We start from the raw sequence: 17006 nt of genomic DNA, 5'->3' as shown, positions 1-17006 counted from the left end.
CACATCACACCTTCACACCGGCAGCGCAGTCGTCTTCTTGACGCTGCGCAAGGCCAGCGTGGACTGAACCCGCACCACGCCGGGAAGCTGGGTCAGGATCTCGGTGTGGATGCGCTCGAAATCGGCGGCATCGGCATAGGCCACCCGCACCATGTAATCGGCGGCACCGGCCAGCAGGCAGCACTCCGTCACCTCCGGATGGCACTGGATAGCCGCCTCGAAGGCATCGAGCGCGCCGCGCCCCTGCTGATCCAGCGTAACGAGCACGAAGGCGACTCCGGGCAAGCCGGCCTCCTTCTCATCCAGCAGCATGACATAGCGCGAGATCAGCCCGCGCTCCTCCAGAAGCTTGACCCGCCGCAGGCAGGCTGAAGGGGACAGATTGACCTTTTCGGCAAGGTCGACATTGGTGAGGCGGCCATCGGCCTGCAGCAGCCTGAGAATGGCGCGGTCGCGGATGTCGAGTGAGATCTCGGATTTCGGCATAAATGGCGATCAATGGATCATTTTGTCGCATACTATGCGACAGAACCGCTCAAACGCCAGAGTTTTCAGCGGGAAATTGCGCGATTTCCACGCCATCATGCCGCTCTAGACTAGGTCCGACGACAAGGGCCGGCCTCATCACCATACAAGGCAAAAACAATGCTGATCGGCGTTCCCAAGGAAATCAAGGACAATGAATTTCGCGTCGGCCTGATCCCCTCTTCCGTTGCGGAACTGGTGCATCACGGCCACGAGGTCTGGGTGGAGACCAATGCCGGCGTCGGCGCCGGCCTCTCGGATGCCGACTATGTCGGTGCCGGTGCCGAAATCGTCGACAATCCCGATATCATTTTCGCCAAGGCGGACATGGTCGTCAAAGTGAAGGAACCACTGGCGATTGAGCGCAAAAAGCTGCGCCAGGGCCAGATCCTGTTCACCTATCTGCATCTGGCTCCCGATGCGGAGCAGACGCATGATCTCGTTGCCTCCGGCGCCGTCTGCATCGCCTATGAGACCGTGACGTCGGCCTCCGGCGCCCTGCCTCTGTTGACGCCGATGTCCGAAGTCGCCGGTCGCCTGGCGCCCCAGGTCGGCGCCCACAGCCTGGAGAAGGCCCAGGGTGGACGCGGCATCCTGCTTGGCGGCGTACCCGGCGTTCCGGCAGCCGAGGTCGTCATTCTCGGCGGCGGCGTCTCGGGCACGCATGCGGCAACCATCGCCGTAGGCATGGGTGCCAAGGTCACCGTGGTCGACCGCTCGGCCGAAGCCCTCAAGCGGCTTGCCGCCCAGTTCGGCACTTCGATCTCCACCGTATTCTCGACCCGCTCGGCCATCGAGGAACTGGTGAAGCGCGCCGATCTGCTGATCGGAACCGTGCTGGTTCCCGGCGCTGCCGCGCCAAAGCTGGTCAGCCGCGACATGGTGCGCAGCATGAAGCCCGGCGCCGTCATCGTCGACGTGGCGATCGACCAGGGCGGTTGCATCGAAACCTCGAAGGCGACCACGCATTCCCACCCGACCTATGTCGTCGACGGCGTGGTGCATTACTGCGTCGCCAACATGCCGGGCGCCGTGGCCCGCACCTCGACCTTCGCGCTCAACAACGTCACCCTGCCCTTCGCCGTCGCGCTGGCCGACAAGGGCTGGAAGCAGGCACTGCGCGACGACGTGCATCTGCGCAACGGCCTCAACGTGGTGGATGGCAAGATCACCTGCCGCCCGGTGGCGGAAGCGCATGACCTGGCCTATGTCAGCGCCGAGAGCCTCGTCGGCGCTTGAGCGCGGCCCAGTACCGGGAGGCATTGAAAGGTGGCTCCCGGTGCGCGTCTTGGCTGCGCCGGCATCGAGCGGACTCGATCGAAATCGAAGGCATCGACGACGATACCATCGGTTTGGCGTTGTTCCGGCTAGAGCAAAAGCGCGTTAGTCGGAAACGCTTGTTTGCTCTAGCTCTTTGCTTTGACGCGTCTTTGCGATTCTGGGTAACTGCGTCAAATCGCAAAACGCTTTAGCATCAGCGCGAGGACGCCGGTGTCGCCACACCGTCCCCCCTGAACGGCACCGGCACCGCCTTGATCTTGGTTGCCGTCAACAATCGGGCGGCGACGAAAACCAGCGCGGCCGGCACGATGAGGTCATCGGCGCGCCCCCCACTCAGCGAATTCGGGATGAGATTGTTCAGGAAAGCATAATAGAGGGCGGCGATGGCCAGCAACCCTGTCGCCATGAGCGGGTTACGTCTTTTGCCGAGCAACCTCGCCTTGCGCCTGTAATAACGCCTTGCCCGCATCGCGAAAGAAGGACGAACCATCGGCTTGCCGGTAGCAGGAAGCGGCGCTGCAACTTCGTCTGTTCCCGTAGCCAAGATACTCCCCGCCTGGGTTTTCATCATCCGGACATAGGGGTCATCCTGAATTTCAGGATAGGCGTCCACCATATCCATGATCATCGCGACCGTCTCCGGTTTGAGGTCCATGCCACGACCGGCCTTGCCGACATTGATACGGCTGCCCTTGGATCTTGCTGCCTCCAGACCGGCAGCAATTTGCGCGGTACTTGCGGGGATGCTGGCAAAGGCCAGCATCTCGCCTATCGCCTTGTCCGGATCGGCAATGAAATCCTCATACATGAAGATCCGCGCGACCTTCGAACTGCGCCAGCCCATATAGAAATTGATGTACCAGGGGATCGCCAGCATCGCGATCATATGCTCGAGCTCGGCACGGTCCCGGCCAAGATGCTGTTTGTCGAGATAGAAGACAGGGCTGACCGGGCTTTCGCGATGGACGTGGTCCCGGATGCTGACCACGACATCGAAAAGGCTGCGGATCAGGACAATGATGGAGACGTCATAATCGCGGCACAGCTCTTCGGTCCAGGTGCTGTGCTTGATGTGGTGCTGGGCGACGTAGTCAAGCTCGGCGTTTTGGGCCAGGCAGATTTCACAAAGTTCCTGCTCGCGGCGTCCGTAACTTGGAATCAAATTGATTAAATTAAGACTGACCGCGTTTGCTATGGCGCTGGTTATGAATGTCGAAGCTGACTTAGGCATACAGGCCACAAGAACATGATGCGACATCGCGTCTCCTTCGCTCGAACAATCGATCCCGATGATTGGAGATTGTCTTGCTACTCAGTCACCCCCCAGTAACTACCCAGCGTCATGCAATAGGGAACATAATTTTTCTGTCGGTTCAACCTTAGGCTATTCTCATTTTTTCCACAGAGCCGCACCGGCCGTAGCGAACCGGCAGCAAGACAACGTCCCCGCTTGTCCAAAGTTCCAGGCTCGGTGAACCAATCTGCGCTCACGCAGCTTTCCCGCTGGCATGACAGCGCCGGGACACCCATCGTTTTGGAAACATTATAAAATTGGTCCTGAGCGGATCACGCCAGGCCCGATGCCATGAAGGCCGAGTGAAGACGTGAGGCCGGGTCAAAATCGGAAGCCGCTGAGGGCCCCGACGGCTCGGCCGTGCCCTATCCGATCAACAAGAATTTATCCCGAGACACCGTAACTTCGCTCTCCACTCCTGAAAGGTACGCTCCAATGAAGGAATGAAGCGGTGAAGCTCGGCGGAGGAATCGGCGCGTCGGAATAGCCGGAGACACAATCCGGTGCAGGGATGCCGCCGGGCCGGGCGTCGATAGCGGCGCCTGTCGAGCCAACCGCACTGCTTACGATGCGGGCCATCCCCCTAGTGCAGAATGACTTCCTTCGAAGCGTCATTTTCTCTAACTCTTTGTTTCGGCGCGTTTTCTTAATCGAAAAGTCTATCAACTTTTCTGGAAAACGCTCTAGCGCTCGGCGGCGGCGCGGGCGAGCCTGTCGCGTATGGCCTCGCCCAATCCGTCACCGGGAATGGGGGCGATGGCAATGGCATGAATGTCAGCCCGGTCGAGCAGGCGCAGCATGCCGAACAGATTGGCGGCGGCTTCGGTAAGGTCGCCGCTCGGACTGAGATTGGCAGAGACGCGGGCCTGCTCGCCACCACCCGGCCCGAACCCCAGCCAGGCTTCGTCGGGTTCGGCATTCTCGGCATCGAGCCTGACATGGGCCCGAGGCGCGTAATGGGACGCCAGCATGCCGGGGGCCACCGGCTCGTCACCTGCGCCCTCAGGACCCTCGGCGAGGGCAAAGCCGAGCACGTCTTCGATCATGTCGCGTGACAAGCCGCCGGGCCGCAGCATCGCCACGCGATCGCCGAGGCAGGACAGGATAGTCGATTCGACACCGACCTTGGTGCCGCCGCCATCCACGATGGCATCGATGCGCCCGTCGAGATCGGCGGCGACATGGGCGGCGGTGGTGGCGCTGACATGACCAGAGCGATTGGCCGAGGGCGCAGCGACAGGCCGGCCGACAGCCTCGAGAACGGCATGGGCCACGGGATGATCGGGCACGCGCAAGGCGACGCTGTCGAGCCCTGCGGTGGCGATCTCGCTGACCGTGCAGGTCGGCGCCTTCGGCACGACCAGCGTCAGCGGCCCCGGCCAGAAGGCTCGGGCCAGTCGTTCGGCGGCTGGCGAGAAGACACCCTGGCCACGAGCGAGTTCGAACGAAGCCAGATGGGCAATCAGCGGGTTGAAGCGTGGACGGCCCTTCGCCTCGTAAATACCGGCGACTGCTCGGCCATTGGTGGCATCGGCGCCCAGGCCGTATACCGTTTCGGTGGGAAAGGAGACCAGCCCGCCCTCCGCCAGGATACGTCCGGCCGTCGCGAGGGAAGACGGGTCGGCCCCAAGATGCAAAGTGTTTCGATATGTCATCAGGGCCGCCGTCCGCTCTTCTGTTGATCGATGCGTGATGCGCCATTGCCCGCAGCCACGCATTCCGTCAAGGTCGAAGGTGCGCAATGGAGTTCAAGAGCCAACAATGACCTATCAAGCGCCTGTCGCCGATATTGCCTTTTCTCTTCGTCATGTCGCTGATGTCGACGCTTTGCAGAGCGAGGGGCTGTTCCCCGATGCCACGCCGGATCTGGTCGACACTATCCTGGAGGAAGCAGGCCGTTTCGCGACCGATCGCATCGCCCCGCTCAACCGCGAGGGCGACCGGGTCGGCGCCCGGCTCGAACAGCAGGGCGTCGTGACCCCCCCGGGCTGGCGAGAGGCCTATGCCGACTGGAGCGGCGGCGGCTGGAACAGCTTGGCGGGACCGGTGGAGTTCGGCGGTCAAGGCTTGCCTCTGCTGCTCAACGCCGCCTGCCTGGAAATGTGGAACTCGGCCTCGATGGCTTTCGGCATCGGACCGGTGCTCACCATGGGCGCGGTCGAGGCTCTCGCCACCCACGCCACGCCGGAGCTGCGTGAGACCTATCTCGCCAAGCTGGTCAGCGGCGAGTGGACGGGCACGATGAACCTGACAGAACCGCAGGCGGGCTCCGACCTCGCCGCCCTGCGCAGTCGCGCCGAACGACACGACGACGGCAGCTACCGCATCTTCGGGCAGAAGATCTTCATCACCTATGGCGATCACGACCTGACGCCCAATATTGTGCATCTGGTACTCGCCAGGCTGCCCGATGCGCCCGCGGGCACGCGCGGCATCTCGTTGTTCCTGGTGCCGAAATATCTCACCGACGCCGAGGGTAATCCGGGCCGCCGCAACGATGCCTTCTGCTCCAGTATCGAGCACAAGCTCGGCATTCACGGCTCGCCGACCTGCGTGATGGTGTTCGGTGACGAAGGCGGTGCCATCGGCTATCTCATCGGCGAGGAACACAAGGGCCTGGCCTGCATGTTCACCATGATGAACAATGCCCGCCTCGCCGTCGGCCTACAGGGGGTCGCCATCGCCGAACGCGCCTATCAGCACGCGCTCGCCTATGCGCGCGAGCGGCGCCAGGGCAAGAGCGCGCTCTGGCGGAATGGCGACATGAGCCCGATCATCGAGCATCCCGACATCCGGCGCATGCTCCTGGAGATGCGGGCGAACACCGTGGCTGCCCGCGGCATCTCCTACCTGCTCGCGGTGGCGATCGATCGTTCCCATCACGAGACCAATGTCGACAGGCGCAGACAAGCCTCCAACCGTGCCGCCTTGCTCACGCCCGTGGCCAAGGCCTTCTCCACCGATATCGGCAACGAAGTCGCCTCGCTCGGCGTCCAGATCCATGGCGGCATGGGCTATATCGAGGAGACGGGCGCCGCCCAGCATTTTCGCGATGCCCGCATCGCCGCGATCTATGAGGGAACCAACGGCATCCAGGCGATCGACCTCGTCACCCGCAAGCTGCCGCTCGAAGGGGGCGATGTGATCGGTGGCTTCATCGCCGAGTTGCGGGAGACCGTCGCGACCGTTGCGGCCAGCGAGCGCTTTGCGGCCCTCGCGCCGCTCCTGGGACGCTCCGTCGACGCGCTCGAGCGCGCCACGGCCTATATGCTGGCGCCCCGCGAGCGCCCCGAGGACATCCTGGCGGGGGCCACGCCCTATCTGCGCGTGTTCGCCATCGCCGCCGGCGGCGGCGTGGTGGCGAAGGAAGCGCTGGCCGCGGCTGCCATCGATCCTGGCGAGCCCGCCAATCGCCTGCGCATCGACACCGCGCATTTCTACGCCACGCAGATTTCGCCGCAGGCCGAGGGGCTCGCGGAAAGCGCGGTAAGCGGCTACGTTGCCGCCGGACTCGAAACCGTTCTCTGACAGGATCCCCTGAATGTCCCTTGCCAACAAAACCTTGTTCATCACTGGCGCCTCGCGTGGCATTGGGCTCGCCATCGCGCTGAGAGCAGCCAGGGATGGCGCCAACATCGCCATCGCGGCCAAGACGGAGACCCCCCATCCGAAGCTGGAAGGCACGATCTACACGGCTGCCGAGGCGATCGAGAAGGCGGGTGGCAAGGCCCTGCCCCTGGTGGTCGACGTGCGCGACGAGGATAGCGTCAAGGAAGCCTTCGCCAAGACGGCGGCCCAGTTCGGCGGTGTGGACATCGTGGTCAACAATGCCTCCGCCATTCAGATGAGCAAGACTGTTGACACCGAGATGAAGCGTTTCGATCTGATGCATCAGATCAACGCGCGCGGCACCTTCCTGGTCTCGAAGACGGCGCTGCCCTATCTCGAAAAGGCGCAGCAGCCGCATATCCTGATGCTGTCGCCGCCGCTCGACATGAAGGAAAAGTGGTTCGCTCCCCACACCGCCTATTCCATGGCGAAGTTCGGCATGAGCCTGGTGGTGCTCGGCCTCGCCGGCGAGACGCGCGGACGCATCGGTGTGAACGCCTTGTGGCCCCGCACCACCATCGCCACCGCCGCGATCAAGAACATTCTCGGCGGCGAAGCTCTGATGCGCCGCTCGCGCAAGCCCGATATCCTGGCCGATGCCGCTTATCGCATCTTCAACAAGCCGGTCAGCTTCTCCGGCAACTTCCTGATCGACGATACCTTCCTCTCCGGCGAGGGGGTCACCGATTTCGAGGCTTATCACGCGGTTCCGGGCGAAACCCTGGCGCCCGACTTCTTCGTGCCCGACGATTCCGTGCCGCCCCCCGGCGTGGTTATCGGCGAGGCCATGCATTGAAATACAATAGGACAGCTCCGGCATGACGACGCTGTTGGTGACGCACCCGGCCTACGCCCGCCACGAGACGCCGCGGGGGCATCCCGAACGGGTCGACCGTATCCTGGCGGTAGAGGCGGTGCTGGCCAGTCCGATGTTCGACGCGCTGGAGCGGATCCAGGCGCCGGAGGCTTCGATCGAAATGATCGAGGCCTGCCATCCGCGCACCTATGTCGAAACCTTACAGCGCCTGAGCCCGCATGACGATGAGGGGTTGGCGCAGCTCGACGGCGACACCTCGATGTCATCGGGCAGTTTCGAAGCGGCCCTGCGCGGAGCCGGCGGTGCGGTGCTGGCGGTCGACCATGTCATGACCGGCAAGGCCCAGAACGCCTTCAGTGCCTCACGCCCGCCTGGCCATCATGCCGAACCGCAACGGGCGATGGGCTTTTGCCTCTTCAACAATGTCGCCATCGCTGCCCGCCACGCCCAGAAGGTGCATGGCGCCGAGCGGGTGGCGATCATGGATTTCGATGTGCATCACGGCAATGGCACCCAGGCGATCTTCTGGAACGATCCCAGCGTGCTCTATGCCTCCACCCATCAGATGCCGCTCTATCCGGGCACCGGCGCGCCCAACGAAACCGGCGAGGCCGGGACCATCGTCAACGCGCCCCTCAGGCCCGGGCAAGGCGGCAGCGAGTTCCGCGAGGCCATGCAAAGCGTGATCCTGCCGCGTCTGCAGGAATTCGCGCCGGATCTGATCCTGATTTCGGCCGGTTTCGATGCCCATGAGCGCGATCCGCTCGGCGGCCTCAATTTCGTCGAGGAGGATTATGCCTGGGCGACCTCCGTGTTGATCGACCTCGCAGCAAGGACGGCAGGCGGGCGTATCGTCTCCGTGCTCGAAGGCGGCTATGATCTCACCGCCCTCGCCCGCTCCAGCGCCGTGCATGTCGCCACGTTGATGCAGGCTTAGGGCCTGCCCTGATCCACCGGCTTCGGTCGGGCGCGCATTCCAACGCGGATGGGAGGGCCGAACCTGACGCCGATTCCCATCCTTGCCATGCGATCAGGCCGATATCTCGAACATCCGCCGATCCTTGCTTTGCACCGGCACTTCCGCTGCGCCTGGACCCACCGGATCGCCGATCATGCCACCACGGAGATCGCGGTCGTCCCCGATGGTTGCGTGGACCTGATCTGGCGTGAGGGCCGCCTCCTTGCGGTCGGCCCCGATATCGTCGCCGCCCGACCACGACTGGCGGCTTGCGAGACGATCATCGGCCTGCGCTTCCAGCCAGGGGTGGCAGCCGCCTGGCTCGGCCTGTCGATGGACGAGATCGTCGGTCTCGCCGTCGACATGTACGATGTCTGGGCGCGGCGCGCACAGCCGGCATCGATTGCCTGCAGGCGGCGCCTCTTTCGCAGCAGAGCGCATTGCTGCAAGACCTGATGGTTCCCTTTGCTCGGCAGCATTCGGTTCAAGCGCCTGATGCGGCGCTGATCTTCCGGACTCTGCAACAATCGTCCAGGGAAGAAGGCGCCGCCTTACGACCGATCCTCAGCAAACTGGGGACCAGCGAGCGCACACTCCGGCGTCGGAGCCACCATCTCTTCGGTTATGGCCCCAAGACCCTGGGACGCATATTGCGCTTCCAGCATTTCGCTCGGTTGGCGGGCACATCTCGCCACGAGGGTCTCGCGGATCTTGCTGCCGCAGCTGGCTATGCCGACCAGGCCCATCTGAGCCGGGAGGTCCGGGCAACTCTGCGGCATGAGCGCAAGCGAATTCCTGCGTCAGATGCAGGCGCCGCCGGCGGCCTGACCCAGACGGTCAATCATCGGCCGCACGAAGGAAGGTCAGTCGCCGTCCTCGAAGAACTGCCACTTGCCCTGGGGGCTGATGCCGAGGCGATAGAAGGAATAGACCCCCTTGTCCTGCATGTCCTGGAAATCTCCGGCGGTGATCAGGCGGAACAGCTCGACCATCTGCGGGCCGGTCAGCTTGTTGAGGGGATAGCGCGCGAAATAGGGCCAGACATAGGCTTCCTGCGGCGTGCCGACGTCGACATGGACATAGCCTGCCTCGAGCACGTCATCCATGATGGCGAGAATTTCCCGGCCCTTCGGGTCGCCGGCCAGCAGCTTGAGCGTCGCGATCGGATCGTCGCTCTCGCCGCCGGGCAGGTCGGGATTGCCGCCATTGGCGGCAAAGATAGGGCGCAGCGATTCCAGTTCGCCCGTCTTGATCGCCGTCAGCAGTTTCTGCCGCAATTCCTTCACCGGTGCCGGCAGGTCGGCGTCGCCATAGAAGACCTGAGGTGCCACCTGCCCACTGTCGCTGTCGTCGCTCGCCGGCGGCGTGACCGTCACGGTGGGGGCCTCTGTGGTCACGGGCGGAGACTTGCCCGGCGCATTCTTGGTCGCGTCGTTGGCCGCCTGTGACGGCACGGTGCCGAGCAGGACGACAGCGGAAACGGCAAGGACAATTCGGCGCATGGTCGGCATCAATCCGGGATCAGGCGAATCACGGCATTCGCTCGCAGCCAGCCTAACCACAGCCACGCGCGATTGCGAGCCTTCCCGGACGGCCCAGTCTGCCTGCATACAGCGGCTCACATTCTATTGATGGGTTCCCTTGACCGTGAACTCGCCATTGCGCACCCGCTCGGGCAGGCGCTCGGCAAAGCGCGCGACGGGTTCCTCGCCATAGGTCGCGACCAATTCCTTGAAGGCTGCAAAAAGAGCCGCATTGGCCACGCAATCGCCGTCGATGCCATCGAGAATGGCTTCTTCCCAGGCCTGCAGCAGATAGTCGAGCGCTGCCCGCCGGGCATCGTCTGCGGCGAATTGCTGTTTCAGATGGGTAACGCGATCATACATGACAAAATCCTGCCGCGGCGATGGCTGCGGGCGAGCCGGACCATAGCACGCCGGTGTCCCAGGAATAGACACTTCCCAATTAATCGTTAACGCCCGTAGCGCGCTTCCAGCGTCTTGATGATGGTGCTGCTCTCTTCCAGATAGAGGTCGATCACCTTGCCGGCTGCCTCGTTGCAGCTGCGGTAGCTCTCGCTGAAACTACGATAGCCGCGATTGAAGGCTCCCGCGAAGCGTGCCTTGGCGGCCTCGTCGAAACCCTGGGCTTCGGCCAGGGCATTCATCTTGTCCCGCCAGGCCCCCGCATCGGCAAAACCACACAGACCGCGCAGATAATGCAAGGCCCCCATCAACTCCGCGAGCCGCAGCAATTGCGGTTCATAGGGTGCGATCTGGGGAGTCGCCGGCACAGTTGACGGTTGCACCGGCTTGGGCGGCGGGGTCTGTGCCGAACCAGGAGAGAGGGCTCCCGCCAAAACCAGCAGGGCGGCAGGCAGAAGGCGGCGGCCGCTCACAGCATCCTCCTGGCCGCCGCTACGATATCGGCCAACCCGTCGGTCAGCGGCAGGCCGTCGAGAGTGAGAGGGTCGGCCCAGCGAAAGCTCAGGGTTTCCTCGCTGAGCTGCGGTTCACCCCACACCGAGCGCCCCACGAAGACCGCCACCACGAAATGGCGCTGCACGGCCCCCGCGTCGTCGCGGGCGATCACTTCGTGATGGCGGACGAAGCCGGTGATCTCGATCTCCAGCCCGGTCTCTTCGCGGACTTCCCGCCGTACCGCCGCTTCGAGGTTTTCACCCAACTCCACCACACCGCCCGGCAGCGAGAACAGGCCCCGGCCCGGCGCTCGCGCCCGCTCACCCAGCAATATTCTGCCATTGCGGAAGAGAGCGATGCTGGCTGCAAGAATCGGTCGGGCGGGATAGGATCGCGGTGCTTCCGTCATGGCGCCACTATTGGCGGCAGCGCCCTGCCCCGCAACCTCATTCGAAAATCATGACCGGCCGTTTCGCGCTCACCCATTCGCCACGACAGGTGCGGGACTGGTTCGGCTATGTCGAGGAACCGGATTTCCCGCCGCGCACCAATATTGCACCGAGCCAGCCCGCTGCCGTGGTGCATGCCGACTTTTCGGCACGGCATTTCACCTTGATGCGGTGGGGCTTCATTCCGGCCTTCATCAAGGATACGGCAGGCTATCCGCTGCTGATCAACATCCGCTCTGAGACGGTGCAGGAGAAGCCCTCTTTCCGCAACGCCTTTGCGCGGCGGCGTTGCCTGATACCGGCAGATGGCTTTTACCAATGGCAGAAACAGGGACGCACGAAACGGCCCTATCTGCTGCACCGGCCCGATGGCGGCCTCATGGCCCTGGCGGCGATCTGGGAGACCTGGTCGGGCTGTGACGGCAGTGAGATCGACACGGTCGGCCTTCTCACCACCGATGCCAGCGGCATGCTCGCGGCAGTCGGCGAACGCAGTCCCGTGCTGATCGAGCCCGACGCCATGGCCTTCTGGCTCGATCCGCTGACAAAGCCTGGCGAAGCAGCCGTCCTGCTGCGGCCCCCCGCTGCCGACATGCTCGAACTGGCGCCAGTCGCACCGGATTTGAATCGCGGCCTCTGATCCCCCATGCAGTTCACTTAAGCGTCTTCGAGTTCGCATGACCGTTGTCACCCCAAAGCCGGAAATGGCGCGCGTTCAAATTCTTAGCGAAATCTTGTGAGAAAGGACGGTTTCCTGTTCGACGAGATTCGATCTCTGGAGGGAAAGACGATGATGAAGATCCTATCCGCAGCCCTCGCGCTTGCAGCCGCAGCGGCCCTTGCCGGTTGCAGTGCCGGTGTCAGCGTCGGCAGTGCGACCTACAGCGCCGATGAGCGGGGATCGACCTACTGCTCGCGCAGCGTTGGCGCCAACATCGAAGCGCCCGATGCCCGCGGCAGCGGCGTGCATCGCCAGCGCGGTTGCGTGACGCGACCGGCCGCCGCCGACGAGGACTGAACCTTGCCGCGTCATCCACGCTTCGGCTTGACGGTGGTCGACGTTTTTTCCGGCTTGGGGGCGCTGGGGGTCAGCCAAGTCGTGATCTGATGTACTTTCTTGGCGGCCTCAGCCTGCGCGAGATAACTGATCTGCCCGGGCAGCCCCATCGGATAGGCAGCATCGCGCATTCGCTCATAGTCTCGCGTTTGCTCGCCGCATTGTTTTGCCCGCATGTCCGGGGGACCGCGCTTGGTGTCGTTGGTAAGGGCGGAGAGTGCTTTGTTGCCGGGCGAAAGCTCGCCGGCAAACGCCTGGGTTAGATACATTGCTGCCCGCTCGTTGCGTTCGCGCTCGGTCGTCGCGCCCATCACGACCACCATGACCTGCCTCCCGCCCCTCTCGGCGAGAGCGACCACATTGTTGCCCGCCGCGCAGAGATAACCGGTTTTCAGGCCTCTGGCGCCGTCAAAGCGGGTGAGCAATTCGTTGTGCGATTCAACGGTCTTTCCATCGATGACGACAGCCGATGTCTCGAAGAAGTGCCGGTATTGCGGAAACTCCCTGTCAATGGCTATGCCCAGCAGCGCCATGTCGCGCGCCGTCGCCTTTTGCCGGCGATCGAACAATCCGTTCGGATTGGTAAACCGGCTTCCCGTCATACCCAATCGCCTTGCGGCATCGTTCATCGCCTTGACGAACGCCTCTTCCGATCCGGCAACCGTCTCGGCAATCGCCATGGCGATGTCGTTGGTCGAGCCGGATATCATGGCGAACAGAGCATCCTCCATCGTCATGGTGCTTCCGACGTGCAGGCCGGAGTCGAGGAATTTCTGGCTCATCGCATGGGTGGAAAGCACCACTGGCGTCTGCATCGAAACACGCCCGGCGCGAATGGCCTCAAAAGTGACGAAGGCCGTCATCAACTTGGTCGTCGAAGCTGGAAACCAGGGACGCCCTGCCTCTTCGGCATAGAGCACCTGTCCAGCCGCGACATCGACGACGAGAATGGGCGTCGCATCCGCGGCACGCGCAGGGCCGTGAAGCGCCAAAACGAGCGCCAAGCAGCCGAGACTCTTCCAAAACATTCTATCCATATCCCTTTCGACCGCCCAGGCGGCCCAATCAATCAATCGTTTCTATGACGTCCGCTTCCGACCTTTTTGCGACATTCACGACAACCGATCGGCGCTAGAGCGAACGGCCTGGCGGTCAGCCGCTCGCCCGCCCGGCAAGCACCACTGCCGTACGCAGCAGTTCAGCATTGTCGGCGGCTCTGGTCCCATCTGGCAGGTCAGCGCCATCCTCCAGGCCGATGCGGCGGTCGAGACCCAGGCGGACAGCTTCGTCATGCATCGACCACTGGGTCCGGTCGCTACCGTGCAACTGGATCGGCAGGCTGAGATTGGCGTGGTTGAGGACCGCGAGAATCTCGTGGGCGACATGCAGTCCCGCCGCCGTTTCCTGTTCCTCGATCTCGATGAGCACACGCAGGCAGCGCTCGGCGGAAGGCAGCGCCACCAGACGCAAGGCGTCGGCGACCGTGGCCAACCCCGCTTCGATGCCGATGCGGCGCTGGATCATCAGCGCCATGATCTCCGGCGCATCCTCCTCACTGAGATTGACGGAAACATAATCCGGCAGGGTCCGCCATTCGCGCATCGGTGCCTGGCGCGCCCGGCCAGTCGGCGGAATGGTCCACAGGGTCGAGATGCCGACCGGCACGCCCGGCACGCTCGCACGGATCGCTTCCAGGGCTGCGCCAACATCGGCCGGCTCCAGGCTCTGCTCGCCGTCCTGCCGTCGGGGGTGGACATGCAGCTCCTCGGCACCGGCGCCGATGGCCGCCTTGGCATCGTACGCCAGTTCAGCCGGCGTGCAGGCCAGCGCCGGGTGGAAATCGCGGCTCCTGCTGCCGTTCAGGCAAGCTTGCAGCATCGTCCTCTCCCTGATCATATCTGCGCGGCGAGATCCCGCGCCCGCAGCGCCAAAGCCTCCGCATCCGCAAGCCAGTCGGCCCGATCCGCCGCAGTGCTGGTGGCGACCACGCCATAGAGCGCACGCAGAACATGGTGCACGCCACAATAGCGCAAAATGCCCTCCCGCCACATGCGATCGAGCGGATCGCCGAAAACGGCCTGCTCTCGATCCGAAGGCGTATTGCCGGTGTTGAGCACCAGCGCGGCACAGGCCCGCAGGAGCCCCTGCGGCACGTCACCTCGATCGTCCCCCTTGGCGAAGGTATAGGCGGCACCGGGCGCGAAGACCCGGTCGATCCAGCCCTTCATGATCGCCGGCGGCGCGCCCCAGCAATTGGGATGGATGACCGCGAGGAGATCGCAGGACTGCAGCTCGGCGATATGGGCCTGCACCAGGGTATTCTCGCTCGGACGGCCGCGAGCCTCCTCGGTGGTCAGGAGTGGGTCGAAGCCCTCGGCGGCCAGGTCGTGATAGGCAACATCGCAGCCGGCTTCCCGCCAGGTCCTTCGCACGACCTCGGCCAATGCATGGTTGAAACTCGCTGGCACGGGATGGCCGATGACGACCATCGCTCGCATGTCAGAGCACCTTGCCGGGATTCATGATGCCCTTGGGATCGAACGTCGCCTTGATGGCGCGCATCATCTCCAACTCCACTGGATCCTTGACCCCCGGCAGCAGCTTGCGCTTGGCCTGGCCGATACCGTGCTCGGCCGAAATGGAGCCGTGGAATTCGGCGACGATGGCATGAACGATCTCGTTGGTCTTTTCCCACTTGTCCAGGAAGGCCTGCTTGTCACCGCCCACGGGCTGGGAAACGTTGAAGTGGATATTGCCGTCGCCAAGATGGCCGAAAGGCAAGGGACGAGCGCCCGGGATGAAAGCCTCCACGGCGGCAATGGCCTTGTCGAGGAAAGCAGGCACGAGGCGGATCGGCACCGAGACGTCATGCTTGATCGAACCGCCCTCGAAGCGCTGGCTCTCCGACAGCAATTCGCGCAGACGCCAGAAATCGGCGGCCTGTTCGAGCGAGGCGGCGATCACGGCATCGCGGGCATAGCCGCGCTCATAGGCCGTCATCAGCATCGTCTCCAACGCCTCGTTCACGCCGCCCTCGGAGGAGTTCGAGACCTCCAGCAGCACATACCAGGGATAGCTGCCCTCGATGGGATCGCGGGCATCGGCAACATGGCGGATGACGAAATCGATGCCGATGCGCGGCATCAATTCGAAAGCCGTCACCGTGCCGCCGCCGTTTTCCCGCGCAACATGGAGAAGCGCCAGCGCCGCCGCCGGATTGTCGACACCGATGAAGGCCGTGCCGATGGAGCGGGGCTTGGGAAACAGTTTCAGCACCGCCGCGGTGACGATGCCGAGCGTGCCCTCGGCGCCGATGAAGAGGTTCTTCAGATCGTAGCCGGTGTTGTCCTTTCGCAAATGACGCATGCCGTGCCAGATCCGCCCTCCCGGCAGCACGACTTCCAGCCCCATCACCAGGTCGCGTGTGTTGCCATAGGCGATCACGCCGGTGCCGCCAGCATTGGTGCCGATATTGCCGCCGATGGTGCAGCTCCCCTCGGATGGCAGAGTGAGGGGGAAGAAACGCCCGGCCGCCTCCGCCGCCTCCTGCACGCGCTGCAGCGTCACGCCGGCCTCGACATCGATGGTGTTGCTGTCGGGATCGACGGCGCGAACCTTGTCCAGGCGCTTGAGCGAGACCAGCAGTTCGTTGCCTTCCGCACGCGGAACCTGGCCGCCGACCAGGCCGGTATTGCCGCCCTGCGGCACGATCGCGGTATCGGTCTCGTCGGCCAGCTTGAGGATCGCCGCAACCTCCTCCACCGTCCCGGGCAGCAGCACCAGCGGCGTCCTGCCGTGATAGCGGTCGCGCCATTCCTTCAGGAAGGGCTGCTGCGCATCCACATCAGCAATGGCGTAGCGCTCTCCAACCAGGGCGGCGAAGCGGGCGAGAAGTTCGGGAGAAAGCTGAGCGGACATGGAGGGTCATCCTGGCTGCGGCGTTTTGCAATTGGACGGAAGTGGCAAGAATCGCAAAACGCTCTAGCCAATCCGTTGGATTGGCTTGGAAACGAAGAGTCGGGGCAAAGCATGTTTACACGTGAATGCGCTTTGCTCTAGCGGACAAGATGATGGAGCGTATTGGCGACGATCGCGTCGGGCTCCGCATCGATTGAAACGATAATCGGCGTCTCGTCCGGCCCCGGCGGCTCCAGCGTGGCAAACTGGCTGGCGAGCAGGCTCGGCGGCATGAAATGGTTCTTGCGCTTGGCCAACCGCGCAGAGATCAATTCGGCGCTGCCTTCGAGAAAGACGAAGCGGACGTCCGCGTGCCCATCCCGCAGGGCATTGCGATAGCCGCGCTTGAGCGCCGAGCAGGCAACGACGCCGTGTTGCCCCGCCCCTCTCAACTCGGCGATCCAGGCCGCGATGGCCGCGAGCCAGGGCCATCGATCCTCGTCGGTCAAAGGGATGCCCGCATGCATCTTGGTGACATTGGCCGGCGGGTGGAAGGAATCGCCATCCCGGAACGTCCAGCCGAGCCGCGTCCCCAGGCGTTCACCGATGCTGCTCTTTCCGGAACCGGAAACGCCCATGACAACGAGAGCAGTAGGAAGGGGCGGCGATGAAGTCATGACATTTCCTAGAGCAGAATGC

The 17006-nt window shown here is 63.6% G+C and carries 19 protein-coding genes and 1 pseudogene; 8 read left to right on the top strand and 12 right to left on the bottom strand.

Annotated elements, in window-relative coordinates:
* Positions 1-12 precede the first annotated feature (12 nt).
* The gene (locus tag ACN6KF_RS03445) at positions 13-486 is read right to left on the bottom strand and encodes an Lrp/AsnC family transcriptional regulator (RefSeq protein ID WP_434955487.1); all 474 of its coding nucleotides are present in this window, start codon (positions 484-486) and stop codon (positions 13-15) included.
* A 159-nt stretch (positions 487-645) separates the two neighbouring features.
* Between ACN6KF_RS03445 and ald the strand changes: the two genes are divergently transcribed.
* Complete coding sequence (gene ald, locus ACN6KF_RS03440) at positions 646-1764, top strand: alanine dehydrogenase (protein ID WP_434955486.1); 1119 nt, start codon at positions 646-648, stop codon at positions 1762-1764.
* Between the two features lie 235 nt (positions 1765-1999).
* On the opposite strand, the gene ACN6KF_RS03435 is transcribed toward ald, so the two are convergent.
* Positions 2000-3064 (bottom strand): sulfotransferase family protein, encoded by a 1065-nt coding sequence (locus ACN6KF_RS03435; protein WP_434955485.1) that lies wholly within the window; start codon positions 3062-3064, stop codon positions 2000-2002.
* Positions 3065-3783: 719 nt separating this feature from the next.
* Complete coding sequence (locus tag ACN6KF_RS03430; RefSeq protein WP_434955484.1) at positions 3784-4755, bottom strand: L-threonylcarbamoyladenylate synthase; 972 nt, start codon at positions 4753-4755, stop codon at positions 3784-3786.
* Positions 4756-4861: 106 nt separating this feature from the next.
* Between ACN6KF_RS03430 and ACN6KF_RS03425 the strand changes: the two genes are divergently transcribed.
* From ACN6KF_RS03425 to ACN6KF_RS03405, 5 genes and pseudogenes are all read left to right on the top strand, one after another.
* Positions 4862-6628: an acyl-CoA dehydrogenase family protein gene (locus tag ACN6KF_RS03425; RefSeq protein WP_434955483.1), complete on the top strand. Its 1767-nt coding sequence runs from the start codon at positions 4862-4864 to the stop codon at positions 6626-6628.
* A 13-nt stretch (positions 6629-6641) separates the two neighbouring features.
* Positions 6642-7505, top strand: a complete 864-nt coding sequence (locus ACN6KF_RS03420) for an SDR family oxidoreductase (protein WP_434955482.1) — start codon at positions 6642-6644, stop codon at positions 7503-7505.
* Between the two features lie 22 nt (positions 7506-7527).
* Positions 7528-8463: a histone deacetylase family protein gene (locus ACN6KF_RS03415; protein WP_434955481.1), complete on the top strand. Its 936-nt coding sequence runs from the start codon at positions 7528-7530 to the stop codon at positions 8461-8463.
* Between the two features lie 87 nt (positions 8464-8550).
* Entirely contained in the window at positions 8551-8940 is a 390-nt protein-coding gene (locus ACN6KF_RS03410; RefSeq protein ID WP_434955480.1) for a DUF6597 domain-containing transcriptional factor, read from the top strand.
* Positions 8940-9245, top strand: a pseudogene (locus ACN6KF_RS03405) (helix-turn-helix domain-containing protein); the annotation flags it as partial. The gene ACN6KF_RS03410 and the pseudogene ACN6KF_RS03405, both read left to right, overlap by 1 nt.
* Before the next feature lie 102 nt (positions 9246-9347).
* Here ACN6KF_RS03405 and ACN6KF_RS03400 read toward each other — a convergent pair.
* From ACN6KF_RS03400 to ACN6KF_RS03385, 4 genes are all read right to left on the bottom strand, one after another.
* The gene (locus tag ACN6KF_RS03400) at positions 9348-9986 is read right to left on the bottom strand and encodes a hypothetical protein (protein ID WP_434955479.1); all 639 of its coding nucleotides are present in this window, start codon (positions 9984-9986) and stop codon (positions 9348-9350) included.
* A gap of 123 nt (positions 9987-10109) precedes the next feature.
* Positions 10110-10370 (bottom strand): hypothetical protein, encoded by a 261-nt coding sequence (locus ACN6KF_RS03395; protein ID WP_068284643.1) that lies wholly within the window; start codon positions 10368-10370, stop codon positions 10110-10112.
* Between the two features lie 86 nt (positions 10371-10456).
* Positions 10457-10882: a TIGR02301 family protein gene (locus tag ACN6KF_RS03390; protein ID WP_434955478.1), complete on the bottom strand. Its 426-nt coding sequence runs from the start codon at positions 10880-10882 to the stop codon at positions 10457-10459.
* Positions 10879-11313: an NUDIX hydrolase gene (locus ACN6KF_RS03385; RefSeq protein ID WP_434955477.1), complete on the bottom strand. Its 435-nt coding sequence runs from the start codon at positions 11311-11313 to the stop codon at positions 10879-10881. Before ACN6KF_RS03385 ends, ACN6KF_RS03390 begins: the two co-directional genes overlap by 4 nt.
* Positions 11314-11363: 50 nt before the next feature.
* Between ACN6KF_RS03385 and ACN6KF_RS03380 the strand changes: the two genes are divergently transcribed.
* Together ACN6KF_RS03380 and ACN6KF_RS03375 are read left to right on the top strand one after the other, a co-directional pair.
* Entirely contained in the window at positions 11364-11993 is a 630-nt protein-coding gene (locus ACN6KF_RS03380; RefSeq protein WP_434955476.1) for an SOS response-associated peptidase, read from the top strand.
* Positions 11994-12143: 150 nt separating this feature from the next.
* On the top strand, positions 12144-12371 hold the full coding sequence (locus tag ACN6KF_RS03375; protein ID WP_434955475.1) for a hypothetical protein: 228 nt from the start codon (positions 12144-12146) through the stop codon (positions 12369-12371).
* An 11-nt stretch (positions 12372-12382) separates the two neighbouring features.
* On the opposite strand, the gene ACN6KF_RS03370 is transcribed toward ACN6KF_RS03375, so the two are convergent.
* The 5 genes from ACN6KF_RS03370 to ACN6KF_RS03350 form a co-directional block, all read right to left on the bottom strand.
* Entirely contained in the window at positions 12383-13438 is a 1056-nt protein-coding gene (locus ACN6KF_RS03370; RefSeq protein ID WP_434955474.1) for a D-alanyl-D-alanine carboxypeptidase family protein, read from the bottom strand.
* Between the two features lie 124 nt (positions 13439-13562).
* The gene (locus ACN6KF_RS03365; protein ID WP_434955473.1) at positions 13563-14288 is read right to left on the bottom strand and encodes a 3-keto-5-aminohexanoate cleavage protein; all 726 of its coding nucleotides are present in this window, start codon (positions 14286-14288) and stop codon (positions 13563-13565) included.
* A 14-nt stretch (positions 14289-14302) separates the two neighbouring features.
* Positions 14303-14908 (bottom strand): NAD(P)H-dependent oxidoreductase, encoded by a 606-nt coding sequence (locus tag ACN6KF_RS03360; RefSeq protein ID WP_434955472.1) that lies wholly within the window; start codon positions 14906-14908, stop codon positions 14303-14305.
* 1 nt (position 14909) lies between these two features.
* Positions 14910-16328 (bottom strand): FAD-binding oxidoreductase, encoded by a 1419-nt coding sequence (locus ACN6KF_RS03355; protein ID WP_434955471.1) that lies wholly within the window; start codon positions 16326-16328, stop codon positions 14910-14912.
* A 137-nt stretch (positions 16329-16465) separates the two neighbouring features.
* Positions 16466-16984, bottom strand: a complete 519-nt coding sequence (locus ACN6KF_RS03350) for a gluconokinase (RefSeq protein ID WP_434955470.1) — start codon at positions 16982-16984, stop codon at positions 16466-16468.
* Positions 16985-17006: the final 22 nt, after the last annotated feature.

The sequence above is a fragment of the Labrys methylaminiphilus subsp. lupini genome (genome assembly GCF_051161885.1).
Classification (GTDB): Bacteria; Pseudomonadota; Alphaproteobacteria; order Rhizobiales; family Labraceae; genus Labrys.
Note: the sequence above shows the minus strand (reverse complement) of the source record. Positions and strands in the feature narration are given on the sequence as shown.

What these genes read in the sequence shown, in the direction of transcription:
- ACN6KF_RS03395 (WP_068284643.1), bottom strand. Translation starts at nt 10,370, where the DNA reads ATGTATGATCGCGTTACCCATCTGAAACAGCAATTCGCCGCAGACGAT.
- ACN6KF_RS03365 (WP_434955473.1), bottom strand. Translation starts at nt 14,288, where the DNA reads ATGCTGCAAGCTTGCCTGAACGGCAGCAGGAGCCGCGATTTCCACCCG.
- ACN6KF_RS03375 (WP_434955475.1), top strand. Translation starts at nt 12,144, where the DNA reads ATGATGAAGATCCTATCCGCAGCCCTCGCGCTTGCAGCCGCAGCGGCC.
- ACN6KF_RS03380 (WP_434955476.1), top strand. Translation starts at nt 11,364, where the DNA reads ATGACCGGCCGTTTCGCGCTCACCCATTCGCCACGACAGGTGCGGGAC.
- ACN6KF_RS03350 (WP_434955470.1), bottom strand. Translation starts at nt 16,984, where the DNA reads ATGACTTCATCGCCGCCCCTTCCTACTGCTCTCGTTGTCATGGGCGTT.
- ACN6KF_RS03415 (WP_434955481.1), top strand. Translation starts at nt 7,528, where the DNA reads ATGACGACGCTGTTGGTGACGCACCCGGCCTACGCCCGCCACGAGACG.
- ACN6KF_RS03410 (WP_434955480.1), top strand. Translation starts at nt 8,551, where the DNA reads ATGCGATCAGGCCGATATCTCGAACATCCGCCGATCCTTGCTTTGCAC.
- ACN6KF_RS03445 (WP_434955487.1), bottom strand. Translation starts at nt 486, where the DNA reads ATGCCGAAATCCGAGATCTCACTCGACATCCGCGACCGCGCCATTCTC.
- ACN6KF_RS03420 (WP_434955482.1), top strand. Translation starts at nt 6,642, where the DNA reads ATGTCCCTTGCCAACAAAACCTTGTTCATCACTGGCGCCTCGCGTGGC.
- ACN6KF_RS03385 (WP_434955477.1), bottom strand. Translation starts at nt 11,313, where the DNA reads ATGACGGAAGCACCGCGATCCTATCCCGCCCGACCGATTCTTGCAGCC.
- ACN6KF_RS03370 (WP_434955474.1), bottom strand. Translation starts at nt 13,438, where the DNA reads ATGTTTTGGAAGAGTCTCGGCTGCTTGGCGCTCGTTTTGGCGCTTCAC.
- ACN6KF_RS03400 (WP_434955479.1), bottom strand. Translation starts at nt 9,986, where the DNA reads ATGCGCCGAATTGTCCTTGCCGTTTCCGCTGTCGTCCTGCTCGGCACC.
- ald (WP_434955486.1), top strand. Translation starts at nt 646, where the DNA reads ATGCTGATCGGCGTTCCCAAGGAAATCAAGGACAATGAATTTCGCGTC.
- ACN6KF_RS03430 (WP_434955484.1), bottom strand. Translation starts at nt 4,755, where the DNA reads ATGACATATCGAAACACTTTGCATCTTGGGGCCGACCCGTCTTCCCTC.
- ACN6KF_RS03360 (WP_434955472.1), bottom strand. Translation starts at nt 14,908, where the DNA reads ATGCGAGCGATGGTCGTCATCGGCCATCCCGTGCCAGCGAGTTTCAAC.
- ACN6KF_RS03425 (WP_434955483.1), top strand. Translation starts at nt 4,862, where the DNA reads ATGACCTATCAAGCGCCTGTCGCCGATATTGCCTTTTCTCTTCGTCAT.
- ACN6KF_RS03435 (WP_434955485.1), bottom strand. Translation starts at nt 3,064, where the DNA reads ATGTCGCATCATGTTCTTGTGGCCTGTATGCCTAAGTCAGCTTCGACA.
- ACN6KF_RS03355 (WP_434955471.1), bottom strand. Translation starts at nt 16,328, where the DNA reads ATGTCCGCTCAGCTTTCTCCCGAACTTCTCGCCCGCTTCGCCGCCCTG.